Origin of the sequence: Candidatus Phyllobacterium onerii (assembly GCF_028331445.1) — a bacterium.
Classification (GTDB): Bacteria; Pseudomonadota; Alphaproteobacteria; order Rhizobiales; family Rhizobiaceae; genus Phyllobacterium; species Phyllobacterium onerii.
In genome coordinates, this window is the sequence record NZ_JAQMHX010000005.1 from 236,736 (window position 1) to 254,528 (window position 17,793).

Annotated in this window: 16 protein-coding genes and 1 pseudogene; 7 read left to right on the forward strand and 10 right to left on the reverse strand. The window is 56.3% G+C overall.

The window, feature by feature from the left end:
- Positions 1-34: 34 nt before the first annotated feature.
- Together PHA01_RS13760 and PHA01_RS13765 are read right to left on the reverse strand one after the other, a co-directional pair.
- Positions 35-1,325 (reverse strand): annotated as a pseudogene (locus PHA01_RS13760) (CynX/NimT family MFS transporter).
- Entirely contained in the window at positions 1,322-1,999 is a 678-nt protein-coding gene (locus tag PHA01_RS13765; RefSeq protein ID WP_271896410.1) for a FadR/GntR family transcriptional regulator, read from the reverse strand. The pseudogene PHA01_RS13760 and the gene PHA01_RS13765 overlap by 4 nt, the downstream one beginning before the upstream one ends.
- Before the next feature lie 154 nt (positions 2,000-2,153).
- Here PHA01_RS13765 and gatB point away from each other — a divergent pair, with 154 nt between their 5' ends.
- The 5 genes from gatB (at position 2,154) to PHA01_RS13790 (ending at position 5,644) form a co-directional block, all read left to right on the forward strand.
- Positions 2,154-3,656: an Asp-tRNA(Asn)/Glu-tRNA(Gln) amidotransferase subunit GatB gene (gene gatB, locus PHA01_RS13770; protein ID WP_271896412.1), complete on the forward strand. Its 1,503-nt coding sequence runs from the start codon at positions 2,154-2,156 to the stop codon at positions 3,654-3,656.
- Positions 3,657-4,166 (forward strand): GNAT family N-acetyltransferase, encoded by a 510-nt coding sequence (locus PHA01_RS13775; protein WP_271896414.1) that lies wholly within the window; start codon positions 3,657-3,659, stop codon positions 4,164-4,166.
- Entirely contained in the window at positions 4,163-4,645 is a 483-nt protein-coding gene (locus tag PHA01_RS13780) for a GNAT family N-acetyltransferase (protein ID WP_271896416.1), read from the forward strand. Before PHA01_RS13775 ends, PHA01_RS13780 begins: the two co-directional genes overlap by 4 nt.
- 72 nt (positions 4,646-4,717) lie before the next feature.
- Positions 4,718-5,116 (forward strand): NADH:ubiquinone oxidoreductase subunit NDUFA12, encoded by a 399-nt coding sequence (locus PHA01_RS13785; protein ID WP_112531299.1) that lies wholly within the window; start codon positions 4,718-4,720, stop codon positions 5,114-5,116.
- Positions 5,117-5,197: 81 nt separating this feature from the next.
- On the forward strand, positions 5,198-5,644 hold the full coding sequence (locus PHA01_RS13790) for a DUF2155 domain-containing protein (protein WP_271896419.1): 447 nt from the start codon (positions 5,198-5,200) through the stop codon (positions 5,642-5,644).
- A 19-nt stretch (positions 5,645-5,663) separates the two neighbouring features.
- Here the strand turns inward: PHA01_RS13790 and PHA01_RS13795 are convergent, their stop codons facing one another.
- From PHA01_RS13795 to PHA01_RS13830, 8 genes are all read right to left on the reverse strand, one after another.
- Positions 5,664-6,077: a VOC family protein gene (locus tag PHA01_RS13795; protein ID WP_271896421.1), complete on the reverse strand. Its 414-nt coding sequence runs from the start codon at positions 6,075-6,077 to the stop codon at positions 5,664-5,666.
- Positions 6,078-6,215: 138 nt separating this feature from the next.
- A complete protein-coding gene (aat, locus tag PHA01_RS13800; protein ID WP_417020964.1) occupies positions 6,216-6,830 on the reverse strand; it encodes a leucyl/phenylalanyl-tRNA--protein transferase in 615 nt (204 codons plus the stop codon).
- 3 nt (positions 6,831-6,833) lie between these two features.
- A complete protein-coding gene (gene accC, locus PHA01_RS13805) occupies positions 6,834-8,195 on the reverse strand; it encodes an acetyl-CoA carboxylase biotin carboxylase subunit (RefSeq protein ID WP_262295637.1) in 1,362 nt (453 codons plus the stop codon).
- 10 nt (positions 8,196-8,205) lie between these two features.
- Entirely contained in the window at positions 8,206-8,673 is a 468-nt protein-coding gene (gene accB / locus PHA01_RS13810; RefSeq protein ID WP_271896423.1) for an acetyl-CoA carboxylase biotin carboxyl carrier protein, read from the reverse strand.
- Between the two features lie 36 nt (positions 8,674-8,709).
- A complete protein-coding gene (gene aroQ, locus PHA01_RS13815; protein ID WP_271896425.1) occupies positions 8,710-9,153 on the reverse strand; it encodes a type II 3-dehydroquinate dehydratase in 444 nt (147 codons plus the stop codon).
- 124 nt (positions 9,154-9,277) lie between these two features.
- Positions 9,278-10,078 (reverse strand): DsbA family protein, encoded by an 801-nt coding sequence (locus PHA01_RS13820; RefSeq protein WP_271896427.1) that lies wholly within the window; start codon positions 10,076-10,078, stop codon positions 9,278-9,280.
- 49 nt (positions 10,079-10,127) lie between these two features.
- Positions 10,128-11,513 carry a M48 family metalloprotease gene (locus PHA01_RS13825; RefSeq protein ID WP_271896429.1) on the reverse strand — a complete coding sequence of 462 codons (1,386 nt, stop codon included), beginning with the start codon at positions 11,511-11,513 and terminating at the stop codon, positions 10,128-10,130.
- Positions 11,514-11,684: 171 nt separating this feature from the next.
- Positions 11,685-14,600, reverse strand: coding sequence for an Rne/Rng family ribonuclease (locus tag PHA01_RS13830; RefSeq protein WP_271896431.1), 2,916 nt, complete (start codon positions 14,598-14,600; stop codon positions 11,685-11,687).
- Between the two features lie 976 nt (positions 14,601-15,576).
- Between PHA01_RS13830 and PHA01_RS13835 the strand changes: the two genes are divergently transcribed.
- Positions 15,577-16,782, forward strand: a complete 1,206-nt coding sequence (locus tag PHA01_RS13835) for an N-acetylmuramoyl-L-alanine amidase (protein ID WP_417020970.1) — start codon at positions 15,577-15,579, stop codon at positions 16,780-16,782.
- A gap of 16 nt (positions 16,783-16,798) precedes the next feature.
- On the forward strand, positions 16,799-17,605 hold the full coding sequence (locus PHA01_RS13840) for an alpha/beta fold hydrolase (RefSeq protein ID WP_271896435.1): 807 nt from the start codon (positions 16,799-16,801) through the stop codon (positions 17,603-17,605).
- The last annotated feature ends 188 nt before the right edge of the window (positions 17,606-17,793 follow it).

A 17,793-nucleotide genomic window follows, 5' to 3' on the forward strand; every position in this document is an offset into this window, starting at 1 on the left:
CCCAGACCGCCCTAAAGCGCTAGAGCGGAAGACATTATGAGAGTTCGATTGTTTTCGCGCCAACGTGGGTCGATCGCCCGGCGCCCCAACCGAACAGGGCCGCTCCAAGCCCGAGAAGGACGAATAGCCCAGCTGTGACGGCGAAACTCCCGGTGAGGCTGTGAATAAGCCCGACCAGAAGCGGACCCGTCGCGGCAAGCATGTAGCCAATGCATTGCGCCATGCCGGAAAGATGCGAGGCCACATGTGCATTCGGTGATCGCAAAACGATGATGGTCATGGCTATGGCAATCAGTCCGCCTTGACCAAGCCCTTGGACGAAGGCCCACACCCAGACCGTTGACAAGGGTGCGAACAGAAAACCGAGCAGACCTATGACCGCCAGCGCAACGAGCGCCACATTGAGGAGACGCTGATCTCTGCAGCGGACCGCGATCGACGGAACGAGGAGGCAGGCAAAAACCTGCGCCATGACCGACACGGATACCACGACGCCCGCTGTAACGCCGTCGAGCCCGCGCTCGCGCAGGATCGGCGATAACCAGCCGAAGACGCAGTAAGCCAAAGCCGATTGCAGTCCCATGAACAGGGTGACCTGCCAGGCAAGTCGATCGCGCCAGAGACCTTCAACCCTGAACCCGGCATGTTTCGTGCGGACTTTCCTCAAGAAGGCATGCGGAAACCAAATCACCGCAACGAATATAGCCGGCAATGCCCATGCACCAAGCGCCAAGGACCAAGAGCCGCCGAGCACGCGCTGCAAGGGCAGGGTGAAACCAGCTGCGCTGGCTGCTCCTGCACAGAGCGCCATGGTGTAAAGGCCAGTCATCATGCCGGTTCGTGAGGCGAAGTCGCGTTTCACAAGGCCCGGAAGCAGAACGTTGCCGACAGCGATACAGGAACCGGCAAGGGCAGTCCCGAAGAACAGCAATGGCAGCGAGCCGAAGCCACGGCAACGCGGTACCCAAGGCAAGGAGCAGCAGCACGGCCAGCAGCGTTCGTTCCGCGCCGATGCGCTGTGCCAGCCTTGGCGCGAGTGGGGCGAAGACGCCAAGACAGACGACGGGAAGGGTTGTCAGAACGCCGGCGCCAAAAGAGGACAGCCCCGTCTGTTCGATGATCTCCGGCAAGAGGGCAGACGCGCTGGAAAAGACCGGACGGAGATTGAAGGCGATGAGGACGAGGCTCAACCCCGTGACGATCTGCGCGGCACGGCTCGCAAAAACCGGAGGCCTGGGCTGTGGAACGCTGTCGGCTTCGGCATCGATCAATTGCTCGCTGGCGATATCCTGTGGTCCGGAGCTGGGGGATGTATGCTGGTTCATGGTGCGAGAAGCCGATCGAGTTCAAGGAGAATGGGAGCCATGAAAGCCCGGGTGGTGAGCGTTGCTTTCTCCGGATCGCCCGAGGCGATGGCATCGATGATCGCGGAATGAGCAGCCATGTCGGGTTCGGGGAGTTCGCCGGTCACCGTGGCTTTGATGATTTCCTGGGTCGAAGTCGAGAAGAACTCGTAGACCTCGATGAGTGCGCTGTTTCCGGAAGCGGCAACAACCGCCTTGTGAAATGCAAGGTCCTGTTCGACATAGCGATCATGATCGGCGGGATTGTACTCGCCGCGATCGCCAAGCATTTGCCGAAGTTCTGCGACGATCTCCGGTGTATGTCGCGTTGCCGCAAGGCGCGCGGCCTCTACTTCGAGCGCACAACGCGTCTCGACCTGATCGCGAAGCCCGGTCCGCCGGATTCGGAGCAGACTGTCCTCCGCATCGATCACCGAGCGGACATAGGTGCCTGAGCCCTGCCTCGTTTCAAGGATGCCCTGAGAAACGAGGACGCGAACAGCTTCCCGCACGGTGCCGCGACTGACGCCCAACATGTCGGCAAGTGTGGCCTCATTCGGGATGCGTGCCCCAACCTGCCAGCGATTGGCGTTGATTTCAGCGCGAATATTCTGAATCGCGGTGTCTGCAAGATTGGTACGCAAAGCGGGTTGCATCGGGATAATTCCTAAAGTCATCTGATGACTTAATGAATACCATCGTCATTGCTGTGTCAACCCAATCGCATCCAAATTGGAGAAACACTTGCCTCATGCTGCAGATTGCACTAGCCAATAAGGACAAATATTTAGCCAGGAATTACACACCAGCATGACTCTCGTTGATACGCGTACGCCGGAACCCAAGCGTTTTGTTTCAGGTGCCACAGGCGATTGGGAGATCGTCGTGGGCATGGAAGTCCATGCGCAGGTCACCTCCAACTCGAAATTGTTTTCCGGTGCATCGACCACTTTCGGCTCTGAGCCGAACGAGAATGTCTCGCTGGTCGATGCCGCCATGCCGGGAATGCTCCCGGTGATCAACGAATGGTGCGTGCGTCAGGCAGTCCGCACGGGGCTCGGCCTCAAGGCGCAGATCAACCTGAAATCGGTTTTCGACCGCAAGAACTATTTCTATCCCGACCTGCCGCAGGGTTACCAGATATCCCAGTTCAAGCAGCCTATCGTCGGCGAAGGCAAGATGATCATCTCGGTCGGCCCCGATAAAAAAGGCGAGTTCGAGGATATCGAAATCGGCATCGAGCGTCTGCATCTGGAACAGGACGCCGGCAAATCGCTGCATGACCAGAATCCGACGATGTCCTATGTGGATCTGAACCGGTCCGGCGTGGCGCTGATGGAGATTGTCTCCAAGCCGGACATGCGCTCCTCCGATGAAGCGAAAGCGTATCTCACCAAGCTGCGCACGATCGTGCGCTACCTCGGCACATGCGACGGCAATATGGATGAGGGCTCAATGCGGGCTGACGTCAACGTTTCGGTGCGCAAGCCCGGAGGTGAATTCGGCACACGCTGCGAGATCAAAAACGTAAACTCGATCCGCTTTGTCGGCCAAGCCATTGAATATGAGGCGCGCCGCCAGATCGCCGTCCTTGAAGATGGTGGCTCCATCGATCAGGAAACACGGCTCTTCGATCCGGTAAAGGGCGAGACACGCTCGATGCGCTCCAAGGAAGAGGCGCATGATTATCGCTATTTCCCCGATCCCGATTTGCTTCCGCTCGAATTCGAACAGTCCTATGTCGAAGAACTGAAGGCCGACCTGCCGGAACTGCCCGACGACAAGAAGGCGCGCCTCATCTCGGGGCTGGGGCTTTCCGTCTACGACGCGTCCATATTGGTGACGGAAAAGGCCATTGCCGATTATTACGAAGCTGTCGCCAAGGGTCGCGATGGCAAGCTTTCCGCCAACTGGGTGATCAATGATCTGCTCGGGGCCTTGAACAAGGCCGGCAAAGGCATAGAGGAATCGCCTTTGTCGCCGGAACAGCTCGGCGCGGTGATCGATTTGATCAAGGAAGGCACGATTTCCGGCAAAATCGCCAAGGATCTTTTCGAGATCGTCTGGAACGAAGGTGGCGATCCTCGCGAACTCGTGGAAAGCCGCGGCATGAAGCAGGTCACGGATACCGGTGCGATCGAAAAAGCCATCGACGATGTCATCGCCGCTAACCCTGACAAGGTGGAGCAGGCCAAGGCAAAGCCAAGCCTTGCCGGCTGGTTTGTCGGACAGGTGATGAAATCGACAGGCGGCAAGGCCAATCCTCAGGTTCTCAGCGACATGGTCAAGGCAAAACTCGGGATAACCGAATAGATGTGGGTTCGCAGCGCAACGAAGGCAGATCTGGACGCGGTGCGCGACATGCTCGCCCTGACCTGGCACGCGACGTATGACGATGTTTACGGCGTCGAAAAGGTGAAGGCGATCACTGATCGTTATCATTCGCTTGATGCGTTGAAGAAGCAGTTGGCAAAACCCTATTCGGAATTCATCATCGCCGATGATGGTGCCGATATCATGGGAATGGCCTACGCGTCGCAGAAGGATCACAAGCTTTCGATCCTCAACCAGCTCTATGTGCATCCCGAACATCAGAAGAAGGGTGTGGGTTCGTTGCTGCTGGCAGAAATGGAGAGTGCCTTTCCCGGTGTCTACGCGCTGCAGCTCGAAGTTATCGAATCAAATCAAAAGGCTCTGAGCTTTTATGAAAGCAGGGGATTCGAGCGGACCAACAGCCGGATCGAAAACTGGGGTGAACCGAATTCCGGTATTTCCGTGGTCGTGCTGGAGAAATCTCTGACTGGATTTGAGCTCGCACCGTGACAGCAGAAATTGATGTGACGTTCCGGCAGGCAACGATCGATGACCTGCGAGCACTGATAGCGCTGTTTGCAGATGATCCGATCGGTGGTCACGGCGATACAACCGATTCTTCGGCGTTGCCGGCCTATGCAAGTGCCTTTGCCGCGATCGAAGCCAGTCCAAACGACCTTCTCTTCGTCGGCGTTCTCAAGGATGAGGTGGTTGCCACCGCACAAGTGACCTTTATTACGTCGCTCACGGGTCGGGGAACGAAGCGCATGGCTATCGAAGCGGTGCAGACGCGAGCCGACATGCGCGGCAAGGGAATTGGCGCGAAGTTGATCCGGCATTGCCTTGATGTTGCGCGCGAGCGTGACATCGCGCTGGTGCAGCTGACATCGAATGCCAAGCGCCAGGATGCCCACCGTTTTTACGAACGGCTTGGTTTCGAGAAGAGCCATGCGGGATTCAAAATGCGCTTGGCTCCAGCGTCAACTTGACCCTTGCTATCGGGCAATGATACGGCCATAAACCCATGAGTTGCTAATGGCAACATTCCAAGCAGGATTGCTATGAAGACCTTCATGACCCAGTTTTTCACGTGGTGGAATGGACCGACACTCGGTACCCGCTTCTTCACATGGCGCAAAGGCACGAAAGTTGGCGAAGATCAGTTCGGCAACGTCTATTACGAGGGCACCTTCGATTCGGAAGGGCGCAAGCGACGCTGGGTAATCTATAACGGCTATGCGGAAGCTTCGGCTATTCCTGCCGGCTGGCACGGCTGGATACACCACAGGGTTGACACTGCGCCATCGCAGGAAAACTATAAGCCATATCCTTGGGAAAAGAATCACCAGGCGAATCTCACCGGTTCCGCCGCTGCCTATCGACCGCAGGGCTCGATTGCGCATGGCGATAACCGGCCGACCGTGACCGGCGATTACGATGCCTGGACACCGGGCGCCTAGTCGGGTCTTCTTCTGCCACATTTGCTCTTTATCGACAGGCTGGAATCGAAATCCTCTTGTGCGCGCTTAACCGGAAATGACATGATCAGTCGGAAATTTCGCTCTCTTGCCGTCGGGCTGATCACTGCTGGTCTATGCAGTGCTGTCTCCGGAGCATCGGCCCAGTCGACCGACAAGATTTCAAATCCGATTGCCGTCTTTTCCGGTCTCGACAAGATCACCGGACGAATCACAACCTTCGACGTCTACATCAACGAGACGGTGCAATTCGGTGCGCTGCAATTGACGCCGCATGTCTGTTACACGCGTCCCGATACGGAGACGCCGAAGACAGATACATTTGTCGAAGTCGACGAGATCACGCTGGACCGCAAAATCCGCAAGATCTTTTCCGGCTGGATGTTTGCCGATAGCCCCGGCCTCAATGCTGTCGAGCACCCGGTGTACGATGTGTGGCTGAAGGCCTGCAAACAGAAGTCGGACGTTCCAGCCCCGGATGCCGCCCAGACGGGCGGAACCCAGAACTAATTTCAGCAAAGCCAGTGGCTTACATCGCCTTTGGGCAGTTGATCATCCAAGGGGTGCCGTAGCGATCGACGAACATGGCGAAGCGCTGAGCCCAGGACGTTTCTCCAATCGGCATCATGATGCTGGTCGCGCCTTCAGAGAGTTCGGCAAACACACGGTCTGCTTCATCAGGTTTATCCGTGTTGATGCTCACGGTCATGCCCTGTGCCTTCTGAAAATAAGGCGGCGGTGCATCTGATCCCATCAGCATCGTATCCCCGACTTTCATGCTGACATGCATGATATTTTTGGCCAGTTCCGCCGCCGATGTGTTGCCTTCGGGCATTTCGTCATAGCGAACCATGAACTCGATCTTTCCGCCCAGCACTTTCTCGTAGAATTTGAAGGCTTCCTCACATTGACCGTCGAAGTTCAAATAAGCATTGAGTCTCACGATAGTTCTCCTTGTGGCTTTGGGTTGTTCCGTTTCAAGGACGAACGGAATTGCAGCTCCCCGACATTCTTCTCACGAATGTTTTGAACATTGGTCGGGTTCCGACAAAGGAGCATACGACCAGATCTGCGACGGTTTTTAGAACTCAGCCGGCTGTGCCAAGGCATTTTCCAGCATCTTCTGGTATTGGCGCCGGGGGACCTCGACTGCGCCGAAGGTTTCCAGATGATTGGTGGTGAACTGGGTGTCGAGCAGCGTAAAATTTTTTTCGATCAAATGGCTGACCAGATGGACGAGGCAGACTTTCGAAGCATCCCGCTCGCGTGAGAACATGCTTTCGCCGAAAAATGCCGATCCCAGTGCGATCCCGTACAGTCCGCCAACAAGGTTTCCGTCGCGCCAGGCTTCGACGGTGTGGCAATAGCCAAGGTCGAACAGTCTGCCATAGGCTTCGCGGATCGGGCGATTGATCCATGTGCGGGCGCGTTCGCCACTGCCGCTGGCACAACCGGCAATAACGCCGCCGAAATCGGTATCGTAGCGAATGTCGAAACGGCCTTGGCGCACTGTCTTGCGCAGGCTACGCGAGACGTGAAAATTCTCGAAGGGGAGGACGCCGCGTTTTTCCGGACGTACCCAGAAGATTTCCGGATTGTCCGCCTCTTCGGCCATGGGAAAAACCCCGGTTGCATAGGCGCGCAGCAACAATTCGGGGTCTATTCTGAATGCTTCTTGCGGGTTCTTACCCGTCATGCCTTATTCTTCTGCAGCGTCTGCTGCGTCACCAGCCAGATAATGTTCCAGCCAATGGATATCATAATCACCATTGGCAATGTCGGGATTATTGATCAGATCCTGAAACAGCGGCAGCGTGGTCTTGATACCGTCGACAACAAACTCGTCGAGCGCCCGGCGCAGGCGCATCATGCATTCGACGCGGTTACGGCCATGAACGATGAGCTTGCCGATGAGACTGTCATAGTACGGCGGGATCTTGTAGCCGGTATAAACGCCTGAATCGACGCGAATGCCAAGGCCCCCCGGCGTATGCCAGTGGGTGATCGTACCCGGCGACGGCGTGAATGTCCGCGGATCTTCTGCATTGATGCGGCATTCGATGGCATGACCGGAGAAGCGAATATCCTCCTGCGTTACCGATAGTCCACCGCCGGAGGCAACGCGGATCTGCTCGTGCACAAGATCGATGCCGGTTATCGCCTCGGTTACGGGATGTTCGACCTGAAGGCGGGTGTTCATTTCGATGAAATAGAACTCGCCATTCTCGTAAAGAAATTCGATGGTGCCGGCGCCGCGATAACCCATATCGGCCATGGCATTGGCGCAGATCATGCCGATGCGCTCGCGCTCGTCGGAATTGAGGGCAGGCGAGTTGGCTTCTTCCCAAACCTTCTGGTGCCGGCGCTGCAGCGAACAATCGCGTTCACCAAGATGGACGGCCTTGCCAAAGCCATCGCCCATGACCTGAACTTCGATGTGGCGCGGTTGCTGGAGGTATTTTTCGATATAGACGGCATCGTCGCCAAAGGCCGCACCGGCCTCGGTGCGGGCGGTCGACAGGGCGACTGAAAGCTCGTCTTCGTTCATCGCGACTTTCATGCCGCGACCACCGCCGCCTGCCGAAGCCTTGATGATGACCGGGTACCCGATTTCAGCACAGATGCGCGCGGCTTCCTTATCGTCGGTCACGCCGCCATCGGAACCCGGAACGACCGGAATGCCGAGCCGTTTTGCGGTGCGCTTGGCTTCGATCTTGTCGCCCATGATGCGGATATGCGCGGCAGTCGGGCCGATGAATGTAATGTTATGCGCTTCGAGGATCTCGGCGAACTTGGCGTTCTCCGACAGGAAGCCGTAACCTGGATGAATAGCATCGGCGCCGGTGATTTCGCACGCCGCAACGATCTGATGGATATTCAGATAGCTATCGCGGGAAGGAGGCGGACCGATGCAAACACTTTCGTCGGCAAGCCGCACATGCATGGCGTCGGCGTCGGCGGTCGAGTGGACGGCGACCGTCTGGATACCGAGCTCTTTGCAGGCGCGCAGGACACGCAGGGCAATCTCGCCGCGATTGGCTATGAGTATTTTCTGAAACATCATGCTCTCGCTACTCGATCACAACCAGAAACTCACCATATTCGACGGGTTGGCTGTCTGTGACGAGGATGGCGGTAACCGTACCAGAACGTGGAGACGGTATCTGGTTCATCGTCTTCATGGCTTCGATGATCAGAAGCGTCTGGCCTTCCTTGACCTGCGTACCGACCTCGATAAAGGCGCGGGCACCAGGCGCAGGGGAAAGATACACGGTTCCGACCATCGGCGAAGGAATTGCATTCTTCGAAGGATCGGCGACAGCAGACGCGACTGGAATGACCGTTGCCGCCGGGGCGGGAGCCGCGCCCGCCGGGGCTTGGGCATAGACCGGAGCTGCGGCCTGCACCGTTATCTGCCGCGATACGCGAATGCGAAGGTCGCCCTGCTCGATCTCGATATCCGTGAGGTCGGTCTCGTTCAGGATTTCCGCGAGATCGCGGATCATGACCTTGTCGATCCCGGTGGTTCTGTTAGCCATGCTTTTTCAAGCCCCTTATACCTGTTTGGCGGTACGCTATTGCGACGCTGCCAGCTTGACGAGTGCGCGCAGGCCCATCACGTAGCCATCGACCCCGAAGCCACATATCACCCCTTTAGCCAAAGGGGAAACGTAGGAGTGATGGCGAAATGACTCGCGCGCGTGAATGTTGGAAAGATGAACCTCCACCAGCGTGACGGCGGCAGCGCGGATGGCATCATGCAATGCGATGGATGTATGCGTGTAGGCGGCAGGATTGATAAGCACCAATGCCTTTTGTTCGCCTGCCTCCTGAATCCAGCTGACCAGATCACCCTCGTGATTGGACTGGCGAAACACGATGTCGATGCCCAGATTTTCACCTTCGGCACGGCACAGACCTTCGATATCGCTCAAGGTCGCAGCGCCGTATATTCCTGGCTCACGCTTTCCAAGCATATTCAGGTTCGGGCCGTTGAGGATAAAGATCTGCTGTTTCATGATTACCGCGTGGTTAGCGAATTGGTGGTCCCATATAGACGGCTTATCGGCAAGCGAAAAGCCCGCAAAGCACCCTTATTGCTTGTCCACAAAGGGTTTTGCCAAGCAAAAGTAAATATTCAGGCTATTTGTTGCGAATATGGCTGATCTTTTCCGCAAGGACATCCGCACCAAGTGCGCCGGGCACCACTTCATTGCCTACGACATAGGACGGCGTTCCGGTAATGCTCAGGCTGTTTGCCAGTTCGAAGTTTTCATTGAAAGCCTTCGTGACTTCGGGAGAGAGCATTTTCTCGCGGATTTGGGCTTCGTTTGCGCCCAGCTTGACCGCGATGGCCATCGCTGACGCTTCGGTTGCGCGTCCTTCGCCACCGAGAAGATCACGGTGGAACTCGAGATATTTGTCCGGCATGAGCGCTTTGAATGCCTTGGCGACGATATGCGCTCGTGTTGAATCAGCACCAAGGATCGGGAATTCTTTCATCACGAAGCGCAGGTTTGGATCGCTTTTCAGGAGGGCATCCATGTCGGGCAAGGCTTTTTTGCAGTAGCCGCAGTTATAGTCGAAGAATTCAACGATCGTGACATCGCCTTTCGGATTGCCGAAGACCGCATCCATCGGCGATTGAAAGATCTTGTCCCGGTTTTCGCTGATGACCTCAGTCGAAGCTTCCTTCTGCGCGGCTTCCTGCTTGGCGTTGAGAGCGGTCTGGACCTCGATCATGACTTCGGGGTTATTGATCAGATAATTCCGCACAATCCCTTCGATTTCAGCTCTGTCAGTCGTGGACGCAGTGGTTGACGACATCATCTCCGGCGCAGCACTGGCGACAACGACATCAGACCGGCCGGCCTGATAGCCAAGAGCGAGGGCGGCAACGCCAACAATGCAGGCGGCGGCACCGATCAGGGCGACTTTTGTCATGATGAACTGTCCTTTTTCAAAATTCTGTCGGAACGCGTGTTGCCGCGTCTCACTTGCGCTTTGCATTGATGATATCTTGAGCCTGTATCCACTCGGGCGTGCCATTTTTCAAGCCGCGCTGTGCACGAATGGCAAAGATTTGTGCGTCCTGGATCTTGCCTGAATAGTATTTCTGTTCTGCACTGGCGAGATCGGACCTGACCATGTCGCCCGTCTGGGCATAGGCCTGGGCCAAATAGCCATAACCTGACGGATATTCGCGATCGCTGGCAATTCCAGCCTTGATTTCCTTTATGGACGCCTTGAGATTATCCGGCGTGCCCGAGAGCATGAGAGCCCGCCCATAGCTCATGCGGATCAAACTGGATTTGCGCGGATCGAGCGCATTTGCCTTCTGAAAGGCTTTTGCCGCGTCGGTCGCCTTGTTCTGCTTCAACAGGATCTCGCCTCTGATCTCTTGGAAATAGGGGTTCTTTGGTTGTTCCTTGATCAAACCGTCGATCTTTGAAAGCGCGGACTGCGAAGAGCCGTTAAGATAGGTTGCAATGGCATCGCCGTAGCGCGCACCGATATTGCGCGGATCCTTGGGGAAGGTCTGCAATACACTTGCACCACCCCCGGTATAGGCCGCAATCTTTCCTCGCATCATGTCATGACGTTGCTGGAGCGCCGGACTATCAAGCCTGTCATAATAGGGACTGGCGTGAGCGAGAACTTCAAGGTTTGCGATACGTTCCCGGGGCATCGGATGGCTGATACGGTAGGGGTCGACGCTGGTTCCCGTCAATGCGAGCGCATTGGAGAAGCGCTCGAACGTCGTGAGCATTCCCTTGGCTGATTGTCCCGTGCTGGCGAGATAGGTGATGGCTGAACGGTCCGCGGCCATTTCTTCGGAGCGTTGATAGTTGAGAAGGTTGCGCATGGCGGCTTCGGGACCACCCATCGCGATACCCATACCCGCTTTGGACAGACCGTTCGCACCGCCGGCAGCACCGCCGACGACAGCGCCGATACCGAGCAGGCTTGTAACAACGGCCATGGTCTTGGCAGCGGCCAATTGTTCGCGCAGCTTGAATTCGTGACCGCCGGCTAGGTGACCCGTTTCATGCGCAAGAACGCCGATGATTTCATTGGGCGTCTGCGCCTGGAGCAGGGCACCCGTGTTGATGAAGATACGCCTGCCATCGACGAAGGCGTTGAAGCTGTTGTTATTGACCAGAACGATTCTGATCGCGTTCCTGGAAAGACCAGCGGTTTTGATGATCGGGGTCGCATAGTCGGTGACCAGCGCCTCGATTTCGGCATCCCGTACGATCGGCACCGATGAAGACTGGGCAGTCGCAATGGCGGTTTGTGCCAAGCACAGCGCGCTTGCGGCTCCTGCAACAATCGCGCCACGTACAAAATTTGCTATTGGTCGAAATAAACCAGTCATTTGAAACGCTACCATATCGTATTCGTACCGAAATCGATGTTTGAAGGAAAGTGAGCTTATTAGAACTCCTTGAATTGTGAAAAGCCAGTTGGCTGCCAACCATAAGCTCAACAAAGAAAAACCGGCACGCGGGCCGGTTTTTCAAAATCACTTTTTAAAGTTCAGCGCTTTTCAAAAGAAGCCTTTCTTCTGCCACCAGCCTTTTTTGGCCGGTTCGCTTTCGGATTTCTTTTCCTTGCCGGTCGAGGTGACGACAGGCGTGCTGACTTCAACCACTTTGGGTGCCGGTGCTGGTGTAGATTCTACTGCGGGCTCAACCTTTGCCTCTACCGGCTCAACAGTGGCGGCTGGCTCGGAGGCCTCAGTTACAACGGGCGCATCAGCCTTTTTCGCCGATTTACGCGGGGCGCGTTTCGGCTTTACAGGGGCTTCGGGTTCCGCTTCGGCTAGAACTTCAGCAACGGCGATCTCGGCTGCTTCGATTGCTGCCTTGGAGCGCGATCTGCGTTTTGCCGGCTTCTTTGCAAGGATTTCTTCGATTGCCACAGGTTCTTGGGCAGCAAGCACCTCAGCCGTCACTGGCACCGAAGCAGCTTCAGCCGCATCCGCGATCGCTTCAATCGTCTTCGGCTTGGAGAAGTCGGGCAATGGGATCGACACGAATACCGGCTCGGCATCCGGCACCGTCTTGGCGGTTACGCGATTTTCCGCATCGTCGCCATCATCGAAGCGCTTGTTCTTACGCCCGCCGCGACGTCCCCGGCGGCGCTTCTTGCGCCGCTCGTTTTCTTCTTCGCGTGCTTTGGCTGCAGCAGCATCTTCGCCTTCGACCGCTGGCTGGTCGGTGTCATCGTCATCGCTGATGACCTGCTGGCCATGCTCGGCACCTGCCGATTCCTGGCGATCGCGACCACCGCGCCGCCGCCGCTTGCGCTTGCGTTTGCGAGAAGCGTCATCATTGTCGGCGCTCCTTGCGGTTTCACCGGTCTGCACCTCGGCGGCGTCATCATCCGTATCTTCGATAACCGGATCGCTTTCGTCGAAATCATCGGCGATGCCTAGAGTTGGTGTCTCGGTCAACGGAACAATCGGGCCAAGGGCTATCGAGCCCTTGTCGATGGCGAAGTGCTGGGCGCCAACGCTATCATCGGCTTCAATGCTGATGGTCAGGCCAAAACGTGCTTCGAGATCGGCGAGATTCTGGCGCTTGTGGTTGAGGACATAGAGTGCGGTCGCGACAGTCGTGCGAACGATGATGTTGTTCTGCGAATGACGTAGCAGATACTCCTCGATCGAGCGCATGACGTGCAACGCGACAGAGGAGGCGGAGCGTACGTGTCCCGTGCCACCGCAAACGGCGCAAACCTGGGTCGTTGATTCCAGAACGCTGGCGCGGATGCGCTGACGCGACATTTCAAGCAGGCCGAAATGGGAGATGCGGCCCACCTGGATGCGGGCACGATCATCTTTCAGACAATCCTTCATCCGCTTTTCGACCGCCCGGTTGTTGCGGTTTTCTTCCATATCGATGAAGTCGATGACAATCAGGCCGGCAAGATCGCGCAGCCGCAGTTGACGCGCGATTTCATCCGCTGCTTCAAGATTTGTCTGTAACGCCGTGTCTTCAATGGAATGTTCGCGTGTCGAGCGTCCGGAGTTCACGTCTATCGCAACCAGCGCTTCGGTCTGGTTGATAATGATATAGCCCCCCGATTTCAACGTCACTTGCGGCTGCAGCATGCGATCGAGTTGTGCTTCGATGCCGTTGCGGGCGAAGATCGGCGTCGGTTCACGGTAGGGCTGAACGACTTTCGCGTGGCTCGGCATGAGCATGCGCATGAAGTCCTTGGCCTCGCGATAGCCTTCTTCACCGGCAACAGCGATCTCGGTGATGTCCTTGTTGTAAAGATCGCGGATCGAACGCTTGATCAGGCTGCCTTCCTCATAAACGAGAGTCGGTGCAGACGATGCAAGTGTCAGGCTGCGGACATTCTCCCACAGCCGCATCAGATATTCGTAGTCGCGCTTGACTTCCGGCTTGGTGCGCATGGCGCCAGCGGTGCGCAGGATCACGCCCATGCCTTTCGGCACTTCGAGATCCTTGACGATGTCCTTCAGGCGCTTGCGATCCTGGATGCTGGTGATCTTGCGCGAAATACCGCCACCACGTGCGGTGTTTGGCATCAAGACAGAGTACCGGCCGGCGAGCGAGAGATAGGTCGTGAGGGCTGCACCCTTGTTGCCGCGTTCTTCCTTGACGACCTGAACGAGCAGGATTTGCCGGCGCTTGATGACGTCCTGAATGTTGTACTGACGGCGCTGGAAGCGCTGATGCGTCGGAACTTCTTCCATCGCATCTTCGGCGCCAACCGATTCGACTTCATCGAGTTCGTCGTGGACCTCGTCTTTGTCCTCGTTCGAGCGGTTGCGCGACCTTCTCGAATTGCTTTCGCCGACATCATCAGATGCCGGCCTTTCATCATCGCTTGCTGTAGCTTCGTCCGCAGAGCCAGTATTGACGGCTTCCGAGATCACATCTGCTTCAATGGCGGCGGCCATCGTCTGGCTGCCACCTTCCGGCGTGGAGTCGTCGCTTGATTCGTGCGAAGCGGCCTGTGCGGAGGCTTCGCCCTCGTCATCGGAAGTGGCGACGTCTTCGTCGGAAGCGTCGAGCTTGGGTGCGTCGTCTTCCTGCCGTGGACCACGGCGCCCGCGACGGCGATTGCGTGTACCGCGATCGTTGCGATCACGGCTACGCTGTTCGCTGGCGTTCTCCTCGTGATCCTCGTCCTGGCTTGCGGCTTCCGCCTCGGCATCGATCAGAGCCTGCCGGTCGGCGACCGGGATCTGGTAGTAATCAGGATGAATTTCGCTGAAAGCGAGAAAGCCATGGCGATTACCGCCATACTCGACGAATGCAGCCTGAAGGGAAGGTTCTACACGCGTAACCCGCGCCAGATAGATATTGCCTTTGATTTGTTTCTTATGTTCAGATTCAAAGTCAAATTCTTCAATTCGATTGCCGCGAACCACGACAACCCGTGTTTCCTCCTGGTGGGAGGCGTCTATTAGCATTTTGTCCGACATTATACTTCTTCTCCCCGGCCGAAACGCTGCCAACGCGAGACAGCCAGGAAACCTTCAAGGTTTCTGGCGCCGCGTCTTCACGTTTGCCGGATATATTAAAGTTCGCAGAAACAGACAGACACGGCGACACGCGGAGTTGCCCTCGGGCAGCCGCGGCTTGCAAGCCGGTTATATTCACGTCTGTAACAAACATTCCTGTTCCTGACGAAACGACCTCTACGAATGGCACGCTTCTCAGCTGTGCCGACACTGTTAATACCCCCGAGAGGGCTGGCTCGATGCGCCTTGGCTGCGCGATCTGCCGTTCACAAAAAGCGTTGCCGACAATCCCTGTCGGCTCGCGCTAAATTCTTTTTTGGTTACCCACAGCGAATTCGCCGATGCCGCTCCAAGCCCTGTCTTCATTGTCAGCCGGTCATTTACCGTGACATCAAAGAGCCCGATTCTGGACGGCAGAAAAGTAACCCACCTTTGCTTTTAGGAGCTGCGCCGCGTTATGACAAGGCCTTCTTCATATTCGTGTCATCCGCGCATTACACACTAGAGCGAGATTCGACCATATTGAACCCGTTCTGTTTCTCGGATGGCGAGACAGTCCACGCGGAAGGTGGCGAGGTCGATGCTCTTCCATCGTCCGACGCCGCCTGACAAAATGGCTGGCCGCCAGCCGGAAACCCGAAGGGCCGAGAGAATTCGGGCCAAATCCATCGGGCTTCGGCATCGTCCGATGGCAAGGCATCGGCCTCGCCAAACCCCTTGACCTTGAACCGAATTCTCTCCGGCAGAACGATTCAATATGGTCGAACCTCGCTCTAGGATTCCATAAGATAATATTAACCATGCTTCCCTACCTATTGCTTATATATAGTGTGTTCTCGGCAGGGTTCCAATGTGAGCCATGTCTGATACAACGATGGAGAGGGGAAGCCTGTCCATCGGCGGGCCAAGCGAGATGAGCGTGATCTGTCGGATATTCATGGCTGCCGTATTTGGCCTTCTTGTCTTTGTGCAGGCGGGCAAACCCTCTCATGCAGCAGGTGAGTTGGCCGCACTGACTTATCAAGCCGCCGGCGATGAGCTCCGCACGCGTGTCGTCATCAATTTCGATCGCGAGCCTGATGTATCGACAATGCTGCTTGATCAGCCGAACCGGCTGGCGATCGACATTCCGAAAGCGGTTTTCGCCTTTGACAAGAAATCTGTGGAGCCGCGTGGCCTGATAACAGATGTACGCTACGGATTGATCGATGATCAGCGTTCGCGCCTTATCTTTACACTCAAGGGGCCATTTGTGGTCGAGCAGCTCAACGTCGTCAAGAATGACAATAGTCCTGGCTACCGGCTGGTGGCCGATTTCGTCGCCTCGTCGGACCGTGCATTTGCAGAAACATTGAAGACACAAAATGCAATCACTGCGTCGACGAATGCGGCTCCAAAGGGCGACCGGCTCGCAACCTCGGCGCCAGATGAGGCAAGCAAGGGGCCGAAACCATTTACTATCGTCATCGACCCTGGCCACGGCGGTATCGACAGTGGCGCGGAAAGTGCAAGCGGCATTATGGAAAAGAACGTTACCTTGATGTTTGCCCAGCAATTGCGCGATGAGCTTGCCAAGCTGCCGGGTCTGCGCGTGGAGATGACCCGCAGTGACGACACTTTCCTGCGGCTGACCGAACGGGTTCGTATCGCCCGCCAATATGAGGCAAACCTTTTCATTTCGATTCATGCGGATACGATCAATCGCGGCAGTATACGCGGCGCTACCGTCTATACTGTTTCGGACAAGGCGTCGGACGCGGAATCACGTGCCATGGCCGATCGTGAAAACCGTTCCGATGCGGTGGCGGGCATCGCCTACGATAACGAGACACCGGAAATCGCCGATATTCTCATGGACCTGACGCGGCGTGAAACCCACACGTTCTCCTTGAGCTTTGCCAAGACTGTGGTGAAGTCACTCAAGAAAGACGTCAACATGATCAACAACCCGCATCGTTTTGCAGGGTTTCAGGTGCTTCGTGCGCCGGATGTGCCGTCTGTTCTGGTCGAGATTGGCTATCTTTCCAACGCCGAAGACGAAAAGCTCATGCTTGATCCGGTGTGGCGAAGCCATGTAGCGGAAAGACTTGCCTCGGCTGTCGGCGAATTTGCCAACATGAAGACGGCCGGAGCACTGAACTAGGGCGGGCTTTGTTTAAATGCTGCCGAACGACGACGACCTCGAGAATTTCGAAGCGCATGGCGCCGCGCCCTTGCCGGTCACAAGCGATCAGGATTACGTGGATCACGATGGCGCGCGGATCTGGTTCGCCACATACGGCGCCGGTTCGCCCGTAATCCTGCTGCATGGGGGCCTCGGTCATAGCGGCAATTGGGGTTATCAGGTTCCAATGGTGGTCGGCTCGGGCCGTCGCGTTATCCTCATTGACAGCCGGGGTCATGGACGCAGCACGCGCGATTTGCGGCCGTTTACCTATGAGTTGATGGCGTCCGATGTTCTAGCCGTGATGGATGCACTGCACCTCGAAAAGGCTGCCGTCGTGGGCTGGAGCGACGGCGCGTGCATAGCCCTCGTCCTCGCCATGCAAGCTCCTGCACGAATTGCCGGTGTATTCTTCTTTGGTTGCAACATGGATCCCAGCGGCACAAAGGAAATCATACCCAGCCCGGTCATCGACCGATGTTTCAGCCGTCACGCCAAGGACTACGCCGAGCTGTCGGCCACGCCGGATCAATTCATGGCGTTTGTCGATGCGGTTGGTCTGATGATGAAAACCGAGCCCAACTATACTGCGCGCGATTTGGCCGGCATCCATACACCTGTTGCGATCGTACAAAGCGAGCATGATGAGTTTATCAAGCTCGAACACGCCAAATATCTCGCCGGGAGTATTCCGGCGGCGGAGCTGTTCATCCTGCCTGGTGTGAGCCATTTCGCACCGCTACAGAGATCAGAGCAATTCAACAGCGTAATGCGGGCTTTCCTCGACAAGGTTCTGGCCTGAAGAACGAGAATGCTCGCGTTATGGCTCAACCAGACCGTTGCAGTTAGTTGCCGTTTGCGTAATTTACGCAAAGTTTTTTACATACGGGAACATAAGTATTGCGCTGCAGCATGACGATTTGAAACGAATAGCTGTTTTATGCACTGGTGAAGGAACCTTTTATCAATCCATTGGTTTCATTCAAATAG